At 71.7% G+C, this 16,809-nt stretch carries 17 protein-coding genes; 8 read left to right on the forward strand and 9 right to left on the reverse strand.

All coding sequences use genetic code 11. From position 1 onward, the window contains the following. Positions 1 to 4 precede the first annotated feature (4 nt). Entirely contained in the window at positions 5 to 1,261 is a 1,257-nt protein-coding gene (locus ACQPZK_RS26185; RefSeq protein WP_433535486.1) for an erythromycin esterase family protein, read from the reverse strand. 100 nt (positions 1,262 to 1,361) lie between these two features. Between ACQPZK_RS26185 and ACQPZK_RS26190 the strand changes: the two genes are divergently transcribed. Next, positions 1,362 to 1,553, forward strand: a complete 192-nt coding sequence (locus tag ACQPZK_RS26190) for a DUF2795 domain-containing protein (RefSeq protein WP_433535487.1) — start codon at positions 1,362 to 1,364, stop codon at positions 1,551 to 1,553. Between the two features lie 123 nt (positions 1,554 to 1,676). Here ACQPZK_RS26190 and ACQPZK_RS26195 read toward each other — a convergent pair whose 3' ends face one another. Beyond that, a complete protein-coding gene (locus ACQPZK_RS26195) occupies positions 1,677 to 2,579 on the reverse strand; it encodes a Gfo/Idh/MocA family protein (RefSeq protein WP_433535488.1) in 903 nt (300 codons plus the stop codon). 386 nt (positions 2,580 to 2,965) lie between these two features. Here ACQPZK_RS26195 and ACQPZK_RS26200 point away from each other — a divergent pair, with 386 nt between their 5' ends. Together ACQPZK_RS26200 and ACQPZK_RS26205 are read left to right on the forward strand one after the other, a co-directional pair. After that, positions 2,966 to 3,358 carry a hypothetical protein gene (locus tag ACQPZK_RS26200; RefSeq protein WP_433535489.1) on the forward strand — a complete coding sequence of 131 codons (393 nt, stop codon included), beginning with the start codon at positions 2,966 to 2,968 and terminating at the stop codon, positions 3,356 to 3,358. Beyond that, positions 3,351 to 3,767, forward strand: a complete 417-nt coding sequence (locus ACQPZK_RS26205) for a hypothetical protein (RefSeq protein ID WP_433535490.1) — start codon at positions 3,351 to 3,353, stop codon at positions 3,765 to 3,767. The genes ACQPZK_RS26200 and ACQPZK_RS26205 overlap by 8 nt, the downstream gene beginning before the upstream one ends. 31 nt (positions 3,768 to 3,798) lie before the next feature. Here the strand turns inward: ACQPZK_RS26205 and fabG are convergent, their stop codons facing one another. Together fabG and ACQPZK_RS26215 are read right to left on the reverse strand one after the other, a co-directional pair. Continuing rightward, the gene (fabG, locus tag ACQPZK_RS26210; protein ID WP_433535491.1) at positions 3,799 to 4,557 is read right to left on the reverse strand and encodes a 3-oxoacyl-ACP reductase FabG; all 759 of its coding nucleotides are present in this window, start codon (positions 4,555 to 4,557) and stop codon (positions 3,799 to 3,801) included. Between the two features lie 43 nt (positions 4,558 to 4,600). Continuing rightward, positions 4,601 to 6,253, reverse strand: a complete 1,653-nt coding sequence (locus ACQPZK_RS26215) for an alpha-amylase family protein (protein WP_433535492.1) — start codon at positions 6,251 to 6,253, stop codon at positions 4,601 to 4,603. 68 nt (positions 6,254 to 6,321) lie between these two features. On the opposite strand from ACQPZK_RS26215, the gene ACQPZK_RS26220 reads away from it, so the two are divergent. Both ACQPZK_RS26220 and ACQPZK_RS26225 read left to right on the forward strand, forming a co-directional pair. Continuing rightward, positions 6,322 to 6,936, forward strand: coding sequence for a DUF1349 domain-containing protein (locus ACQPZK_RS26220; RefSeq protein ID WP_433535493.1), 615 nt, complete (start codon positions 6,322 to 6,324; stop codon positions 6,934 to 6,936). A 94-nt stretch (positions 6,937 to 7,030) separates the two neighbouring features. After that, complete coding sequence (locus ACQPZK_RS26225; protein ID WP_433535494.1) at positions 7,031 to 7,702, forward strand: DedA family protein; 672 nt, start codon at positions 7,031 to 7,033, stop codon at positions 7,700 to 7,702. An 18-nt stretch (positions 7,703 to 7,720) separates the two neighbouring features. On the opposite strand, the gene ACQPZK_RS26230 is transcribed toward ACQPZK_RS26225, so the two are convergent. Both ACQPZK_RS26230 and ACQPZK_RS26235 read right to left on the reverse strand, forming a co-directional pair. Next, entirely contained in the window at positions 7,721 to 8,479 is a 759-nt protein-coding gene (locus ACQPZK_RS26230; RefSeq protein WP_433535495.1) for a YidC/Oxa1 family membrane protein insertase, read from the reverse strand. 96 nt (positions 8,480 to 8,575) lie between these two features. Next, positions 8,576 to 8,869 carry a DUF6412 domain-containing protein gene (locus ACQPZK_RS26235; protein ID WP_433535496.1) on the reverse strand — a complete coding sequence of 98 codons (294 nt, stop codon included), beginning with the start codon at positions 8,867 to 8,869 and terminating at the stop codon, positions 8,576 to 8,578. Positions 8,870 to 9,041: 172 nt separating this feature from the next. Between ACQPZK_RS26235 and ACQPZK_RS26240 the strand changes: the two genes are divergently transcribed. The 3 genes from ACQPZK_RS26240 to ACQPZK_RS26250 all read left to right on the forward strand — a co-directional run bounded on the left by ACQPZK_RS26240 (position 9,042) and on the right by ACQPZK_RS26250 (position 12,619). Continuing rightward, a complete protein-coding gene (locus ACQPZK_RS26240; protein WP_433535497.1) occupies positions 9,042 to 10,175 on the forward strand; it encodes a carboxylate-amine ligase in 1,134 nt (377 codons plus the stop codon). A gap of 23 nt (positions 10,176 to 10,198) precedes the next feature. Next, positions 10,199 to 11,578 carry an FAD-dependent oxidoreductase gene (locus ACQPZK_RS26245; RefSeq protein WP_433535498.1) on the forward strand — a complete coding sequence of 460 codons (1,380 nt, stop codon included), beginning with the start codon at positions 10,199 to 10,201 and terminating at the stop codon, positions 11,576 to 11,578. 72 nt (positions 11,579 to 11,650) lie between these two features. Beyond that, on the forward strand, positions 11,651 to 12,619 hold the full coding sequence (locus ACQPZK_RS26250; RefSeq protein WP_433539323.1) for a LacI family DNA-binding transcriptional regulator: 969 nt from the start codon (positions 11,651 to 11,653) through the stop codon (positions 12,617 to 12,619). A gap of 375 nt (positions 12,620 to 12,994) precedes the next feature. Here ACQPZK_RS26250 and ACQPZK_RS26255 read toward each other — a convergent pair whose 3' ends face one another. The 3 genes from ACQPZK_RS26255 to ACQPZK_RS26265 all read right to left on the reverse strand — a co-directional run bounded on the left by ACQPZK_RS26255 (position 12,995) and on the right by ACQPZK_RS26265 (position 16,758). Next, positions 12,995 to 13,948 (reverse strand): carbohydrate kinase family protein, encoded by a 954-nt coding sequence (locus ACQPZK_RS26255; protein ID WP_433535499.1) that lies wholly within the window; start codon positions 13,946 to 13,948, stop codon positions 12,995 to 12,997. Next, the gene (locus ACQPZK_RS26260; protein WP_433535500.1) at positions 13,945 to 15,210 is read right to left on the reverse strand and encodes an AGE family epimerase/isomerase; all 1,266 of its coding nucleotides are present in this window, start codon (positions 15,208 to 15,210) and stop codon (positions 13,945 to 13,947) included. The genes ACQPZK_RS26255 and ACQPZK_RS26260 overlap by 4 nt, the downstream gene beginning before the upstream one ends. 225 nt (positions 15,211 to 15,435) lie before the next feature. After that, positions 15,436 to 16,758, reverse strand: coding sequence for a fructosamine kinase family protein (locus ACQPZK_RS26265; protein WP_433535501.1), 1,323 nt, complete (start codon positions 16,756 to 16,758; stop codon positions 15,436 to 15,438). Positions 16,759 to 16,809: the final 51 nt, after the last annotated feature.

The following is a 16,809-nucleotide window of genomic DNA, read 5'->3' on the forward strand; positions in this document are numbered from 1 at the left end:
CCTGTCACACCCCGGCCGGGTACGTCTCCATCTCGCCCGGCACGGCCGGGACCGCCAGCGGGTGCAGGGCTGTCGTCTCGTCGCACCAGATGAGCGCGTCGTAGCGCGCGCCCAGGCGCGTCGGCACGTAGTTGCCCCAGGACTCGAAGGACGGGTCGTACACCACCCCGATCGCCCGGTGGTCCGCCTGCTCGGTGACCCAGCCCGGCTGATCGTCGCCGCCGAAGACGAGCACCGCCCGCTCGGGCATCAGCTCGTGCAACCGCCGCTCCACCGAGCCCTCCCGCGCCGGCGGCACCACCATCGCCTCCGACGGCGAGCCCCAGCGGGGCGCCGCGATGACCGTGCCCCGGTAGGTGCCGAACCCGATCAGCGCCACCGCGTCGTCGCCGTGCCGCTCGCGGGCCAACTGACCAATGTTGACCATTCCGTCCGCGGCCATGTCGGTGGCCCGCGCGTCCCCCACATGCGTGTTGTGCGCCCAGACGATCCCTCGGGCGTCCGGGCCGTAGCGGTGCAGCAGCCGATCCAGAGTGTCCTGCATGTGGGTGTCGCGGATGTTCCACGAGTCCGGGCCGCCGGCCACCATGGCCCGGTAGTAGCGCTCCGCGCCGGCCACCACCTCCGCGTTCTGCCAGGCCGAGAAGCGGTCCGGGCCGTCCGACATGGCCTGTTCCCGGGTACGCGCCAACAGCCGGACCACCTCCTCCTCGCACCGGGCGGAGACGAACCGGCTGGCCGCGCCGTACTCCTCGACCCGCTTGCCGTACGGCTCGAAGCACCGGTACGCGTCCTGCGCCGCCTCCAGCGAGGTCGGATCCTCCTCGCCCAGGTAGTCGAAGATCGCCTGCATCGACTCCCAGAGGCTGTAGACGTCGAGCCCGTGGAACCCGGTCCGCTCACCCTCCGGCCGTTCCAGGTTCCACGCCCGCAGCCACCGGCAGAAGCGCGCCACCTCGGCGTTGGCCCACATCCAGGTCGGCCACCGCTCGAAGCGTTCCAGCGCGCTCTGCGGATCGTGGGCGCCATCGGGCGCGGCGGTGACCGAGCGGTGCACCCGGTCGCAGTCCGGCCAGTCGCCCTCCACGGCCACGAACGAGAAGCCGCACTCCGCGATCAGCCGACGGGTCAACTGCTCACGTAGCCGGTAGTAGTCGTAACTGCCGTGCGTGGACTCGCCGATCATCACCACCCGGGCGTCCCGGACGCGCTCCAGCAACGGGTCGAAGTCGCTCGGCGCGCCGAGCCGCTGAACCAGCATGGCAGCGGCTACCCGGCGGTCGCGCCGACAAACCGTCGGCGCGTCGCGAGCCGACACGCCGCTAGCGTGTACGCCTGAGACGACCGGGTAGCCAACCGACATGACCGTGTCAGGCGTGCAGTTGCAGGAGTACCTGGCCGGGCTCGACTACCCGGTCTCCCGCGAGGACCTCGTCCGCTGGGCCCAGGAGAACGGCGCCAGCACAGCAATGTTGCACCTGCTCCAGGCACTACAACCCGAACAGTTCGACACCCCCGAAGAACTGACCGAGGCCCTGACAACCCCCACCTAACCCCCCCACCCAGGTCCCGTTGATCATGAAGTTATTGCCACTCGGGCCGGCGTGTCGCAGCAATAACTTCATGATCAACGAGGTGAAGCGGGGGCAGGGGCGGGCCAGCGGGGAAAGGGTGGGTTACGGGAGGGGGATCGTGCGGGACTGTTGGCGGGCCGACTCGGCGGCGGCGATGATCGTGACCACCTCACGGCCGAAGCGGACGTCGCAGCGGTGGTCGCGGGCGCCGGTCCGGACCTGCTCGACCAGCTGGTCGATCGCCACACCGAACGCCGTCGCGGCGTCGTTCTCGCCGTGCGGCACAGTCTCGATGCCGTTCTCGCCGTAGAACACGAACTCCCGGGTCATCGCCTCGGTCGGCGAGTCGAGGGAGAGCGAGGCGCTGCTGGTCGCACCGCCCTCGTGGGTGAGCAGCAGGTGCACCATCCCGCTCGGTCCGTCCATCGCGGCCACCTGGGTCACCTTCCCCAGCACGGGCAGGAGGATCGAGAGCGCGTGCGGGGCGATGTCCCAGAGCGCGCCGTGCTCGCGGCGCCACAGCGAGCCGCCGTACGGGCTGCCGTCCTGGAAGATCGACGCGAAGGCCGTGGTGCGGCCGTGCTGCCAGCCACCGGCGGCGGCGGTCGACGCGAGGAACGCGGTGACGTTCGGCTGGAACCGCTGGGTGAAGAACACCACGGAGGCCACTCCCGACGCCTCGGCGGCGGCGACCACGCGGTCGGCGTCGTCCACGCTGAGCGCCAGCGGCTTGTCCAGCAGCAGGTGCCGGCCTGCGGTGGCGGCGCGGACCGCGATGTCGGCCTGGACGTCCGGCGGCAGCGCGACGGCGACGGCCTCGCACTGCTCGATGAGGGCGTCGACGTCGGCGTACGCGGGCACGCCGTACCGCTCGGCCAGCGCGGAAGCCCGCTCCGGGTTACGCCCCCACACGCCGACGAGTTCCGCGTCCGGGTGTGCGTGCAGCGCCTTCCCGTGCGTCTCGATCGCCCAGTGACCGGTGCCGAACAAGCCGAACCGCAGCACGTGTACCTCCGCTGTTTCCCCCCACCGTGGCGACGCCACGGACCGAGTCCACGCTAGTCGCCGTACTGGCCACGCCGATGGCGGGTCGCCAACCAGAGGGTCTGGTGGTTCGCCGGCCGACGCCCGACTCACTCGTGGTGTCTCGTCGGCCGGGCGGCGACGGTAGGGGTGTCGTCGTCCTTTGCTCTGCTTCAACCCAGGAAACACCGGACGTCCGATAATCGGACACCGACTGTCTCCTTCGTTGAAGCAGAGCAAAGGACGCGAGGTGGACCTGCCCCGGCCGGCCGGCGGCACCGGGGGCGTGGCGGGCGGGGAGCGTGAGCTGCTTACTACGACGGTTAGTAGGCTGTGCTGGTGACCGAGGCGACGACCGGGTGGGCCCGATGACCAGCGCGGCGGCCGGCTCGCCGGTGGACGGGCTCCTCGCGACGGTGTCGATCGTGCTGTCGCTGCTCGTCGCCGTGTGGGCGCTGGTCGCGGCGGTACGCCACCGGCCGCCGGACCGGGTGCAGTTCGCCGGTCTGGCCGTACTCGAGTTTGGGTTGCTCGCTCTGGGTGTGCTGGCCCTGGTGGCGGTCGGCGGCGGCGACCGGCCGGGCGAGCCCGGCGCGTTCTTCGGCTACCTGGTCACGCTGGTCTGCCTGCCGCCGCTGGCCTGGGTGCTGGCCCGGATGGAACCGACCCGGTGGGGGTCGGCGATCGTCTGCGCGGTCTGTCTGGTGACGCCGGTCGTGGTGGTGCGGTTGCAGCAGACCTGGGAGGTGCTCGGTGGTTGAGACACGACCGGCCCGACAACGCACGAACTCCGGCCCCGGCCGTCTGTTGATCGCGGTATACCTGCTCTTCGCCATCGCGGCGACGAGTCGGGCGGGCCTACAGATCGCCACCAAGTTCGACGAGGCGCCGGTGGCGTACCTGCTCTCCGCCCTGGCCGCGCTCATCTACATCGTGGCCGCGGTGGGTCTGGCCCGCGCCGGGCACACCGGTCGGCAGGTGGCGCTGGCGTGCTGCTCGGTGGAGTTGGTCGGTGTCGTCGTGGTCGGCATCCTGAGCCTGGTCGACAAGGCGCTGTTCCCCGACGAGACGGTGTGGTCGCAGTTCGGGAGCGGGTACGGCTACATCCCGCTCGTCCTGCCGGTGCTGGGCCTGTTCTGGCTCTGGCGCACCCGCCGCGACCCGGCCTGACCGACCGGGCCGCGGAACGGGGCGACACCGCTCAGGCCCGTGGGCCACCGGCGACGTAGATGACCTGACCGGAGACGAAGCCGGCGCCCTCGCTGGTCAGGAACGAGATGGTGTGGGCGACGTCCTCGGGGCGTCCCGGTCGGCGTACCGGAATCTCGGCGGCGGCGTGCTTCTGGAGGTCCTCGAAGTCGACCTTTATGCGGGCGGCGGTGGCCGCCGTCATGTCGGTGACGATGAAGCCGGGCGCGACGGCGTTGACGGTCACCCCGAACGGCCCCAGCTCGATGGCGAGCGTCTTGGTGAAGCCCTGGAGGCCCGCCTTGGCGGCAGCGTAGTTCGCCTGCCCCCGGTTGCCCAGGGCGGAGGTGCTGGACAGGTTGACGATCCGCCCCCACTTGCGGTCCACCATGTGCTTCTGGGCGGCTTGACTGAACAGGAACGCCCCGCGCAGGTGTACGCCCATGACCGTGTCCCAGTCGGCGTTGGTCATCTTGAACAGCAGGTTGTCGCGGAGCACGCCGGCGTTGTTGACCAGCACGGTGGGCGCGCCCAGTTCGGCGGCGACCCGCTCGACCGCGGCCTCGACCTGGTCGCGGTCGGACACGTCGGCACCCACGCCGAGGGCACGACCGCCCGCGCCCGCGATGGCGTCCACCGTCTCCTTGGTGGCGGCCTCGTCGATGTCGACCACGGCGACGGCCATCCCGTCAGCGGCCAGCCGTCGGGCGGTGGCGGCGCCGATACCGCGTGCGGCTCCGGTGACGATGGCGACGCGCTGCTCCTCCGACATGATTACCTCCGAGTAACTTTGGGGTGATCGGAGGAGCTTAGCCTCAGAACCCCCGGCCCCGGCATAGGCGAATCCACCGGTATCCGTACCCGGAGACCTTCACCGCGCCGAGCTTGCCCAGCTCGCCGTAGCCACGGTCGGTGAGCACGTCGATCGGCAGGTCGGCCTCCGGTTCGAGGCTGCTCAGGTCCACCTCGACGTCGTCGGTGCCCAGGTTGTGCACGAAGACCATCGTGCCGGTCGGCCCGTCCGCCCGGTGCGCCAAAACCCCGGGAGGCATCGCCACGTCGATGTGGGTGGTGGAGCCAGAGCCGATCTCGGGGGCTTCCCGAAGGGTACGGATCATGCGCTCGAACCAGGCGAGCAGCGACTTCGGGTCGCCACGCTGGGCGGTGACGTTGACGTTCTGGTAGCCGAACTCACCCTTGTCGATCACCGGTCGGACCAGCTTCTCCGCATCCGCCGTGGAGAAGCCGGCGTTCGGCTTGTACGACCACTGCATCGGCGTACGGATCGCCTCCCGACCGGGCAGCGACAGGTCCTCGCCCATCCCGATCTCCTCGCCGTAGCGCAGCACCGGAGTGCCACGCAGGGAGAACTGCAACGCGTACGCCAGCTCGATGCGCCGCCGGTCGTTGCCGAGCATCGGGGCGAGCCGGCGGCGGATGCCCCGGTCGTAGATCCGCATGTTCTCGTCCGGGCCGAACTCGGCGTACACCTGGTTGCGCTGTTCGGTCGTCAACCGGGACAGGTCGATCTCGTCGTGGTTGCGCAGGAAGGTGGCCCACTGCCCGCCGACCGGGAGCTTCGGCGTGTCCCGCAACGCCTCGATCAGCGACTCCGGATCCTGCCGCGCGAGCGCGAGCATGAGCCGGCCGTTGAGCATGAAGTCGAAGAGCATGTGGATGCGGTTGCCGGAGCCGCTGGCGTCGCCGAAGAACGTCGGGAGCTGGTCCGGTTCGACGTTCGCCTCGGCGAGCAGGACGGCGTCGCCGCGCCGCCACTGCACGTGCTGGCGCATCTCGGTGAGGTACTCGAAGTCCTTCGGGGAGTCCGGGTTGCCCGGCTCGGTCAGCTCGATGATGAACGGCACCGCGTCCATCCGGAAGCCGGAGACTCCGAGCTGGAGCCAGAACGACATGATCTTCTTGACCTCGGCCCGGACCTCCGGGTTGGCGAAGTTGAGGTCCGGCTGGAACTTGTAGAAACGGTGGTAGAACCACGCCTTCGCGGTGCGGTCGTAGCTCCACGTCTCCTTCTGCTCCCCGGGGAAGACCATGCCCTGGTGGCGGTCGTCCGGCTCGGTGTCGGACCAGACGAACCAGTCCCGGTACGGCGAGTCGGGCGAGGAACGGGCGGACTGGAACCAGGGGTGCTCGTCGGAGGTGTGGTTGACCACCAGGTCGATGATCACGCGGATGCCCCGGTTCTGCGCCTGGTGCAGCAGCTCGGCGAAGTCACCGAGGGTGCCGAAGCGGGGGTCCACGTTGTAGAAGTCGGTGACGTCGTACCCGTCGTCGCGGTTGGGTGACGGGTGGATCGGGTGCAGCCACAGGCAGGTCACGCCCAGCCGGGCCAGGTAGTCCAGCCGGCCGATCAGGCCACGGATGTCACCGACGCCGTCGCCGTCGGAGTCGGCGTACGTGTCGATGTCGAGGCAGTAGACGACGGCTTCGGAATACCAACGGTCACCCATGCCGCGAAAAACTCTCCAGTTGATCTCCACGGCAAACCTGACGAGCGGCGATCGGTACCCTGCCGGGCATGGACATCGACCTCGTACCACCGAGCGACGAGTTGGACTGGTCCCGGGGCGAGTGGTTGCACCCGCCGGTGCGCGCCGAGCAGGGCCCCGCCGGTGAGCTGGTCGTCGAGGCCGGGGCGGAGACCGACTTCTGGCGGCGCACCAGCTACGGCTTCGTCCACGACAACGGGCCGGCGCTGCTCGCGCCCCTGCCCGTCGGCGCGGCCATGGAGGTGAGCTTCGTGCTCGACTTCTCCGCCCAGTTCGACCAGGCCGGCGCCATGGTCCGGGTGGACGCGGGGACGTGGATCAAGGCGGGCGTCGAGGTGAGCGACGGCGAGTCGCAGCTCGGCGCGGTGGTGACCCGGGAGTTCTCCGACTGGTCGGTGGCCCCGGTACCGGGGTGGGCGGGTCAGGAGGTGACCGTACGGGTCAGTCGGGCCGGTGACGCGCTGACCGTACGGGCGCGGGTCGCCGACGCGCCGTGGCGGCTGGTCCGACTCGCCCCGCTGGACCCGGCGGCCGAGGCGACGGCCGGCCCGTTCTGCTGCGCGCCGACGCGTGGCGGCCTCACGGTGAGGTTCACCGGCTGGCGGCAGGGCCCGGCCGACACCGCGCTGCACCCGGAGGGCTGAACCCGTCGTGGCGCGGATCACCCGCAGGTGTGCCGCCCCGATCATTGGGTATGACAACCCGATCCCCTCGTCGGCCGCTCCGGAAGGATGACCAATGGCGTACGCCCAGACTGGTGACCCCTCCGAGTTCACCGGCCTGACCGGGTGGGTGGCGTCCGTCATCGAGGCGATGGGTCCGGTCGGCGTGGCCCTGCTGGTCGCGTTGGAGAGCATCATCCCGCCGATCCCCAGCGAGATCGTGCTCGCGATGGCGGGCTTCCTGGCCCACGAGGGTCAGTTCAACGTCGTCCTCGTCGTGGTGGCCGCGACGGTCGGCTCGCTGGTCGGGGCGTTGGTGCTCTACTGGCTCGGCGCGGCACTCGGCGAGGAACGCCTCAAGCGTTGGCTGGACCGCATCCCACTGGTGGACCGCGACGACCTGGAGAAGGCCGACCGCTGGTTCGAGCGACACGGCCGCTGGGCGGTGCTGATCGGCCGGGTGGTGCCGGTGGTCCGGAGCCTGGTCTCCGTTCCGGCCGGGGCCAACCGGATGCCGCTGGGCGAGTTCGTCCTGCTCACCACGATCGGCAGCGGCGTGTGGAACGCCCTCATCGTCGGGTCCGGTTACGCGCTGGGCAGCCGGTGGCAGAACGTCGAGCGGTACAGCGACTGGTTCAACTACGCCATCGGCGCGGTCTTCGTCGTCATGGTGGTCAGCTGGGTGGTCCGCAAGATCCGCCGTCGTCGGCAACGCGACGACCGGCGGTCGGTGACCGCCGGTCGCTGATCCGCGTTCTCCCCGCGATCAGGGCACCTGTTGCCCTGCGGCGGGTGTCGGCGCCGCCTGCGGCCGGCGCAGCACCAGCTGTTCCAGCGCCGACCACGCCGTCGTCGTCACCAGGTAGATCACGGCGGCGAGCGGCAGCACCAGCGCCACCAGCACGGTCGTGAACGGCAGCAGGGGCAGCAGCCGACCGAGCGTAGCCGCGCCCGGCCCCTCGGTGGGCGTACCGGCCACCGTTCCGACCGCCGCCGAGGCCCGTCGCGCCCTCCGCGACGACCACCAGGCCAGTGCCAGCAGCAGGACCAGCAGACCGGCGAAGAGCGGTCCGGCCGCGCCGGCCAACCCGTCGCCGAGGTGGTGACCCAGCGGTACGCCGGCCAACCGCTCGTCGAGCAGTCCCGTACCGCCCTCGTCGGTGGCGAACAGTCGGTACAGGACCAGCAGGAACGGCGCCTGGATCAGCAGCGGCAGGCAGCCGGCGACCGGATTCGCGCCGGCCGAGCGGTACAGCGCGAACACCTCGCGCTGGAGGGTCGCCGGGTCGTCGGCGTACCGCTGCTGTAGCTCGCGGACCTGCGGGGCGAGCGCCGCGCGGCGTCGCTCCCCGCGGACCTGCGCGACGGTCAACGGTGTGATCAGCAGCCGGACGGCGACGGTGAGCAGCACGATGGCGGCGACGGTGGCCGCGCCGCCGGCCAGCGGTTCGAGCAGATCGGTGAGCCAGGACAACGCGCCGCCGGCGACGCCGACGACGGTGGAAAGTGGTGCGAAGGCGAGCATGGGAAACCCCTCGGTCCGATTCCGGTGGGTCCTTCGGCCGTCGCGGACGGCACGCAGGACCGATGACGGTGGGATCGGCCGCGCGGCGACGTGTCGCTACGCGGCGAGGGGGCGTCCGGGTGCGCGGGGGCGGGGTCGGCCGGCGGCGTCCGGATCGATCTGGCGGGGCGTCCGGCGGCTCCGGGCCCGGGCGCGCAGCCCGGCCCAACGGTGCGCGACACCGGGTGCGCGGGACAGGCCGAGCGGGTGCGCGGCGAGCAGCGCGACGACGAGGACCAGCGCGGTCAGCGCGGCCCCGGCCAGCAGGTCGGCCGGACGGTCGGCGAGTATGCCGAGCTGGGCGAACGCGGACATCCACGTGGCCCAGAGGAATCCCAGCAGCACCGGCACGGGCTCAGCATAGGACCCGGTGTCACGCCCTCCGGCCGGATCGCCGGCCGTCCGGCCGACACGCCGGAGACGCCGTGCCGTCACCACGTTTCCGAGCGTTACCACCGTGGGTAACCACACGTCCGACCGACGCGGACGGACCGCGAGCGGCAGAAACGGACGGTGGTGCGCGATGACGGGGCAGGTGGCGGAGGCGCCCGGCGGGACCACGGGGACCGATGTGCTCACCGTTGGTGTCGAGGAGGAGTTCCTGCTCGTCGACCCGCACACCGGCGCCGCGGTGCCCGCCGTCGACCTCGTGCTCGAGCAGGTACCGGCCGAGCTGCGCGGTCAGGTGGAGCGCGAGTTCCAGACCAGCCAGATCGAGATCGGCTCGCCGCCGGGGCTGGAGCTGTCGTCGATCCGGCACTCCCTCGGCGTACTCCGTAAGGCGCTCGCCGACGCGGCCGAGCGGGCCGGCGTACGGCTGCTGGCCATCGGCACCGGCCCGGTGGACGGCCCGGTGCCGCCCGTCGTGGACAAGCCCCGCTTCGACCGGATGATCGAACGGTTCCGGCTGCTCGTGCCCGGCCCCGGCAACAACGGCATGCACGTGCACGTGGGCGTCCCCGATCCGGAGACCGGGGTGCAGGTGCTCAACCACGTCCGGCCGTGGCTGCCGACGCTGCACGCCGTCACCACCAACTCGCCGTTCTCCCGTGGCGAGGACACCGGCTACGCGAGCTGGCGCTCGGTGGAGTGGGAGCGGTGGCCGTCGGTCGCGCCCACGCCCTTCCTGGAGTCGCACGAGCACTACCAGCGGCTGATCCGTCAGTTGATCTCCAGCGGGGTGATGCTCGACGAGGGGATGCTCTACTGGTACGCGCGGCTGTCGGCGAAGTACCCGACGGTCGAGCTGCGCATCGGCGACGTCTGCCCGACGGTCGACGACGCGGTGCTGGTCGCCGCGCTGGTCCGGGCGCTGGTGGCCACCGCCATGGACGACGTCGAGGCCGGCCGCCCCGCGCTGCGGACCGACCACCATCTGCTGGTCGGCGCGCACTGGCGGGCCGCGCACGACGGCCTGGAGGGCGACGGGGTCGACGTCACGACGGGCGAGCTGCGTCCCGCCTGGGAGCTGCTGGACCGTTTCGTGGAACGGCTGCGGCCGGCGCTGGAGCGGCACGGCGACTGGGCCGAGGTGTCCGACCTGCTGGGCGGACTGCGCCGGCACGGCACCGGCGCGGCCCGGCAGCGCGCCGTGTACGCCCGTACCGGACGGCTCGTCGACGTCGTGCAGGACGTGGCGCGACAGACCCGCGGCTGAGTGCCGCGTGACAGGATGATCCTGTGGCGCAACGACTGATCGTCATCGGCGGGGACGCCGCCGGCATGTCGGCGGCGTCCCAGGCACGCCGCCGTCGCAACCGGGACGACCTGGAGATCGTGGTCTTCGAACGGGGTCACTTCACCTCCTACTCGGCCTGCGGCATTCCGTACTGGATCTCGGGGCTCGTGCCCGGCCCGGAGCACCTGATCGCCCGCGCGCCGGAGACGTTCCGCACGAAGTTCGACATCGACGTGCGGATGCGCCACGAGGTGACAGCCATCGACCTCGAACGGCGCGAGGTGGTCGCCCGGGACCTGGACAACGGCGGCGAGGTCTCCGAACGCTTCGACGAGCTGATGTACGCGACCGGCGCGACACCGACCAAGCCCTCGTGGGCGCAGGTGGACGTGGCCGGCGTGTTCGGCATGCAGACCCTCGACGACGGCGCGGCGCTGCGCGACTGGCTCGACGCCGAGCCGCAGCCGCGTCGGGCGGTGGTCGTGGGCGGCGGCTACATCGGCGTGGAGATGGCCGAGGCGATGATCCAGCGGGGCCTGTCGGTCACGCTCGTCGAGCAGGCCGCGCAACCCATGTCGACGGTGGACGAGGACATGGCCGAACTCGTCGCCGACGCCATGCGCGGCCTCGGCATCACCATCCGCACCGGCCTGGCGGTGACCGGCCTCGACCAGCGGGACGGCCGGGTGTCCGCCGTGGTCACCGCCGAGGGGCCGATCCCGACCGACGTCGTGGTCCTGGGTCTTGGCGTACGCCCCAACGTCGGGCTCGCCGAGGCGGCCGGGCTGCCGCTCGGGCCGACCGGCGCGATCCGGGTGGACCGGCGGATGCGGGTCCCCGGCTTTCCGGGGGTCTGGGCGGCCGGTGACTGCGTGGAGACTCTGCACCGGGTCAGCGGGATGCCGGTGTACGTCCCGCTGGGCACCCACGCCAACAAGCAGGGCCGGGTGGCCGGCGTCAACATCGGCGGCGGGTACGCCACGTTCACCGGCGTGATCGGCACGGCCGTGACCAAGGTCTGCGAACTGGAGGTCGGTCGGACGGGCCTGCGGGAGCGGGACGCCTCGGCGGCCGGCTTCGACTTCGTCTCGGTGATCGCCGAATCGACCAACCGGGCCGGCTACTACCCCGGCGCCCGGCCGATGACCGTCAAGCTGATCGCCGAACGACCCAGCGGCCGTCTGCTGGGCGCGCAGATCGTCGGCTGGTCCGAGGCGGCCAAGCGGATCGACACCCTCGCCGTCGCGTTGTGGAACGGCATGACGGTGGACGACATGACCGCACTGGACCTGGGCTACGCTCCGCCGTACGCGCCGGTCTGGGATCCGGTGCTGATCGCCGCCCGAAAGGCGGTCGACGCGCTCGCCGCTCTCGATCGCTGACCCGCGCCCGCCGTGGAGGTCCACCCCGTGACGCAGACTCCGACCAGGTCCGCCGCGCGCCGACGTCCGACCATGGTCGATGTCGCCCGGCACGCCGGAGTAAGCCTGAAGACGGTCTCCCGCGTGGTCAACGACGAGCCGGTGGGTCAGGAGCTGCTCGGCCGGGTGCTCGCCGCCATCACCGAGTTGGGCTTCCGGCGCAACGACATCGCCCGCAACCTGCGCTCGCGGCAGCTCAACGCCACCGTCGGGCTGTTGATCGAGGAGATCGCCAACCCGTTCTACGCCACGATCGCGAGCGTGGCCGCCGAGATCGCCGCCGCGCACGGCACGATGCTGATCACCGCCTCCTCCGAGGAGGACCCGGAGCGCGAGCGCGCCGTCCTGCAGGACTTCACCCAGCGCCGCGTCGACGGGCTGCTGGTCGTGCCGGCCGGCCCGGACCACTCGTTCCTGCGCCGCGAGGTGGAGCTGGGCATGCCGGTGGTCTTCCTCGACCGGCCGCCGCAGGGGCTGCTCGCCGACACGGTGCTGCTGGACAACTCCGGCGGTGGCCGAGCCGGGGTCGAGGCCCTGCTCGGCGAGGGGCACCGGAGGGTGGCTCTCCTGCTCGGCGCGCCGAGCGTGCCCACCATGCGCGAGCGACTGGTCGGCGCGCGAACGGCTCTGGCGGCCGCCGGGATCGAGCCGGAGGAGTCACTGGTACGTGACCGCCTGATCGCTCCCGAGGACGCCGGGCGGGCGGTCGGCGCGCTGCTCGACTCCCCGAACCCTCCCACCGCCTTCTTCTGCGGCAACAACCGGCTGACCGTCGGGGCCCTGCAGGAGTTGCACCGCCGGGGCAGCGACGCGGCGCTTGTCGGCTTCGACGACTTCGAACTGGCCCACCTGATGCCCCGGCCGCTGACCGTCGTCGCGTACGACACGCGTGAGCTGGCCCGGGTGGCCACCGAGCGCCTCTTCGAGCGGATCGCCGGCGACGACAGCCCCCCGTCGACAACAGTCCTCCCCACCCGCCTCCTACCCCGAGGCCTCCCCTAACCCCGCACCCCCACCCCGCACCCCCACCCCCACCCCCACCCCCACCCCCACCCCCGCGCCGATCTTGCACTTTCTGCTGTCGCTCTGCCCAGAAACGCACCCTTTGTCGCAACAGAAAGTGCAAGATCGCCGAGGTGGGCGACGAGCACGAGCCCACACCCACCCAAACCCTCGCGATCTTGCACTTTCTGTTGTTGATTCGCGGAGTTTCACCCGCTCTGTCGCCACAGAAAGTGCAAGATCGCGGAGGCCTCGGAGCGACGCCGACATCGCCGCGGTCGATCATGGACTTGTGGTGCCTCACGTGTGCCGTAAAGCACCATCAAGCGGCGACCACAAGTCCGTGATCGCCCCGGGGCAGGGCGGCGGGCGGGGTCAGCGTGGGGATTCCAGGAGGGCTTTTACCTCGGCTTGAGTTGGGGGGTTGGCGCCTCGGCGGGCGCAGGTCAGGGCGGCCACCGTCGCCGCCCGGCGCAGCACCGCCGTCCACTGCTGCTCGGTCACGGCGGCGAGCCGGTCGGTCGGCCGGTCGCCGAGCGCGTCGATGTCGGCCAGTGCGGCCAACAGGCCACCGGTGAACGAGTCGCCCGCGCCGACGGTGTCCACCACCGTGGTGGGTACGGCGGGTTGCTCGTGCAGCGCCCCGTTCGGAGCGAGCAGCCACGCGCCCTCACCGCCGCGGGTCACCACCGCACAGGACACCCCGGCCTCGCGCCACTCGGCCATGACGTCGGCGATCGAGCGGTCCGGGTAGAGCCAGGCCAGGTCCTCGTCGCTGGCCTTGACCAGGTGCGCGAGGGGTACCTGTCGGCGTACCCGCCGCTGCTCGGCGGCCCGGTCCGTGACGATGCTCGGCCGCAGGTTGAGGTCGATCGAGAGGGTGACCGCGTCGCGTTCGCGTTCGTGGGCGAGCAGTCCCTCCAACGCCTGCGCGCCGGGGGCGAGCGCCAGGGCGAGTGACCCGGTGTGGAAGGCGATCGCCGACGAGCCGGCCAGATCGGGCAGCTCCTGCGGTGTCCACTGCCAGTCCGCCGCGCCTTCCAGCCGGAACTCGTAGCTGGCCTGGCCGGTCACGTCCAGCGTGGCGACCGCCACCGAGCTGGGTTCGGGCGCACGGACGGCCCACTGGAGGTCCACCCGGTTGGCCGCCAGGTGCTCGGCGATCTGCTGGCCGTACTCGTCGGGGCCGAGCCGGGCCAGCAGCCGTACCGGCTGGTCGAGCCGGGCCAGGGTGACCGCCACGTTGGCCGGCGAGCCGCCCGGTACCGCCCGCTGCCCGTCCGGGGTGACCACCAGGTCGATGAGGGCTTCTCCCGCGACGACGATCATGCGGTCACCGCGCCCGGGGCGAGCGGGCCGGGGCCACCGAGACCGTCGGCCGAGCGGGACAGCAGCACCGCCTGGTACGCGTGGTAGACGTCCGGTCGACCGTGCCAGACCGTGTCGGCGGGCAGGTTCCGCTCGTCCAGCTCGTGCCGCCAGCCGGTGCCGTCGATCAGGTAGCGGCGCGCGTACGCCCAGAAGACCCGGTACCAGTCGGCGTAGACGGTGTCCCCGGTGCGGCGGTACAGGGTGACCGCCGCGCCGATGGCCTCGGCCAGCACCCAGTGCATCCGGGAGCGGACCACGGGCCGGTCGTCCCAGTCGATCGTGTAGACGAAGCCCTCCGCGCCGTCGACCGCCCAGCCACGTCGCAGGGCGGCGGCGAAGAGGGTACGGGCGTCGGCGAGCAGCCAGCCCGGCGGCTGCGGCAGGACGGCTTCCAGTTCGAGGAGCAGCCGCGCCCATTCCAGCCAGTGGCCCATCGTCGAGCCGTACGGCCGGAACGGGTCGGCGGGCTGGTCCCGGTTGTAGTCGAGCAGCGGCGTCCAGTCGGCCGTGAAGTGCTCGGGCAGCCGCCAGTCGTGCCGGGCGGCCTCGGTGTGCACCAGGTGGGTGGCGATCCGCAGCGCCCGGTCGGTCCAGCTCGTGTCGCCGGTGGCGGCGGCAGCGGCGAGGAACGCCTCGACCATGTGCATGCTGCTGTTCGCGCCCCGGTAGTCCTCGGTGACCGTCCAGTCGCGGTTCCACGACTCGCGGACCGCGCCCGCCTCGTCGTCCCAGAACCGGTCCAGGACCACGCTGAGCGCGTCGGCGAGCAGCCGGTCGGCGCCGGGTCGCCCGGCGCGGGCGGCGCTGGACGCGGCGAGCAGCACGAAGGCGTGGTCGTACCCGGCCTTGCGCTCGTCGGTCGGCGTGCCCTGCTGGTCCACCGCCTTGAACCAGCCGCCGTACCGGTCGTCGCGCAGGAGCGTGTCGAGGGCGGCGACGCCGTGGTCGACGATGGCGGCGGCATCCGGGTCGCCGTTGCGGTGGGCGAGCGCGGCCACGTGGGTCATCCGGCAGGTGATCCAGGTGTAGACGGCTTCGCCCCGGTCCGGGGTGCGGTCGTCGGTCAGCCACCAGAAGCCACCCTCGGGCCGGACCGAGCGGCGGGCCGTGTCGAGCAGCGTGCGGGTCTGGTCGGCGAGGAACCCGTCCAGGTCGGGCAGGTCGGCCGTCCCTGCCGGGGCAGGGGTCGGTTCGGCGTCGAAGCGGGGCGCGTGGGTCATCTCAGCTGGTCACCGTCGAGGAGCGAAGGGGCATACGGCAAGGATCGGCGGACGAACCGGGTCCGCGCCGGCAAACCCGCTAACGGTACGCCCGGAACCGGCCAACCGATGTGGGTACGGCGCGACAAGGATCATGAAGAACATCATCCCGTTTGCCCGTTGACATCGTTGTCACCCCTAGACCCTGCTCCGGCAGCCGGCTCACTGTCAATTCGCGCCCGGACCCTAGTAGTGGTCGTCGATCGGCCGGCGAGCCTCCTCGAACAGCGCCGGCCCCTCGTAGCGCACCGGAGGCAGCGGCGGGGTGGCCGGCTTGACCTCCTCGAACTGCTCGCTGGAGAGCGCGTACACCACCCGGCCGAGGCCGGAGCGGTCGATCGCGGTCGCGCACATGGGGCAGGGCTGGCAGCTGGTGAACATGGTGGTGCCGGCCGCCACCTCGGCGGACAGTTCCCGGGCGGCCCAGCGGGCCAACTTCAGCTCCGGGTGGGCGGTGATGTCCGAGTCCGAGACCACGGTGTTGTGATCCTCGATGAGGACGACACCGTCCGCGTCGACCAGCAACGAGCCGAACGGCCGTTCGCCGGACGCGCCGGCCTGGCTGGCGATCTCCACGGCGCGGCGGAGGAACTTCTCGTCATCGGGTGTCACAGGGGACCTCCTGGTCGGTGGGGATACGCGGAACGGTGCGAGCGTGGCACGAATCTGGTCGGCAGCGCCCCAATCGTCGTCGAACTGGGCCAGCACCGCGAGGTGCTGTCGCAATTGGACGATCGGCATCCGGGCCTGCCAACCGTCGTCGAGCGAGGTCAGCTCGGCGTAGACGTCGAAGAAGCGCCGCGCCTCGGGCGGGGGCGCCGTCGTCCAGACGTGGGCGAGGTCGACCTCGGCCCACAGGTAGGACACCGCCGGGTCGATCAGGGCCGGCTCCCCGTCCGGCGTGGCCAGGATGTTCTGCGCCCACAGGTCTCCGTGCGTGAGGCACGCGGGCCGGGCCGGCAGCAGCTCGGGCAGCCGCGAACAGAGCCGTTCCAACGCCGCCCGGTCCTGTGGGTCGAGCGCGGCGTCGACCCGGGGCTCGCCGAGCCAGCGGAGCAGCCGATGCTGCGCGAAGAACGCGAATCCGTCGTCGTTCCAGGTGTTGACCTGTCGGCGACGCCCCAGCCAGTTGTCCCGGTGCCAACCGAAGCGCGGATGGGTCGTACTGACGTGCAGGTGGGCCAACAGGTGCGCGAACCGCTCCCAGAACTCCGCGCCGCTCGGCCTCGGTCGCAGCAGCGACAGCACCAGTACGTCCCGGTCCGCGAGGATCACCTCGGGCGTCGCCACGCCGCCCAGGTCGCGCAGCGCGGCCAACCCGTCGGCCTCCGCAAGGAAGACGTCGTCGGCCGGCGTCTCGGCGAACGCCTTGACGAACACCGACGGCGCGTCCCGGCGGGTGGCGATACCCGCGAGCGCCGCGAGCCCGCCAGCCGCCGGCTCGACCGCGACGACGTCGCGCATCCCGGCGCGCAGCAGGCTTTCCCGCAAGAACGGCCCCGGTCGCATCAGGACAGGCTCCTGGATGCCCGATCCGGTGTCCACCCCGTCTGTCGCGCT

Source organism: Micromonospora sp. CA-249363 (assembly GCF_050950185.1).
Classification (GTDB): Bacteria; Actinomycetota; Actinomycetes; order Mycobacteriales; family Micromonosporaceae; genus Micromonospora.

Excerpts from the sequence above, each read along its gene's own strand:
- ACQPZK_RS26185 (WP_433535486.1), bottom strand. The coding sequence starts at position 1,261 with ATGCTGGTTCAGCGGCTCGGCGCGCCGAGCGACTTCGACCCGTTGCTG.
- ACQPZK_RS26190 (WP_433535487.1), top strand. The coding sequence starts at position 1,362 with ATGACCGTGTCAGGCGTGCAGTTGCAGGAGTACCTGGCCGGGCTCGAC.
- ACQPZK_RS26200 (WP_433535489.1), top strand. The coding sequence starts at position 2,966 with ATGACCAGCGCGGCGGCCGGCTCGCCGGTGGACGGGCTCCTCGCGACG.
- fabG (WP_433535491.1), bottom strand. The coding sequence starts at position 4,557 with ATGTCGGAGGAGCAGCGCGTCGCCATCGTCACCGGAGCCGCACGCGGT.
- ACQPZK_RS26215 (WP_433535492.1), bottom strand. The coding sequence starts at position 6,253 with ATGGGTGACCGTTGGTATTCCGAAGCCGTCGTCTACTGCCTCGACATC.
- ACQPZK_RS26220 (WP_433535493.1), top strand. The coding sequence starts at position 6,322 with ATGGACATCGACCTCGTACCACCGAGCGACGAGTTGGACTGGTCCCGG.
- ACQPZK_RS26225 (WP_433535494.1), top strand. The coding sequence starts at position 7,031 with ATGGCGTACGCCCAGACTGGTGACCCCTCCGAGTTCACCGGCCTGACC.
- ACQPZK_RS26230 (WP_433535495.1), bottom strand. The coding sequence starts at position 8,479 with ATGCTCGCCTTCGCACCACTTTCCACCGTCGTCGGCGTCGCCGGCGGC.
- ACQPZK_RS26240 (WP_433535497.1), top strand. The coding sequence starts at position 9,042 with ATGACGGGGCAGGTGGCGGAGGCGCCCGGCGGGACCACGGGGACCGAT.
- ACQPZK_RS26250 (WP_433539323.1), top strand. The coding sequence starts at position 11,651 with ATGGTCGATGTCGCCCGGCACGCCGGAGTAAGCCTGAAGACGGTCTCC.
- ACQPZK_RS26255 (WP_433535499.1), bottom strand. The coding sequence starts at position 13,948 with ATGATCGTCGTCGCGGGAGAAGCCCTCATCGACCTGGTGGTCACCCCG.
- ACQPZK_RS26260 (WP_433535500.1), bottom strand. The coding sequence starts at position 15,210 with ATGACCCACGCGCCCCGCTTCGACGCCGAACCGACCCCTGCCCCGGCA.
- ACQPZK_RS26265 (WP_433535501.1), bottom strand. The coding sequence starts at position 16,758 with ATGCGACCGGGGCCGTTCTTGCGGGAAAGCCTGCTGCGCGCCGGGATG.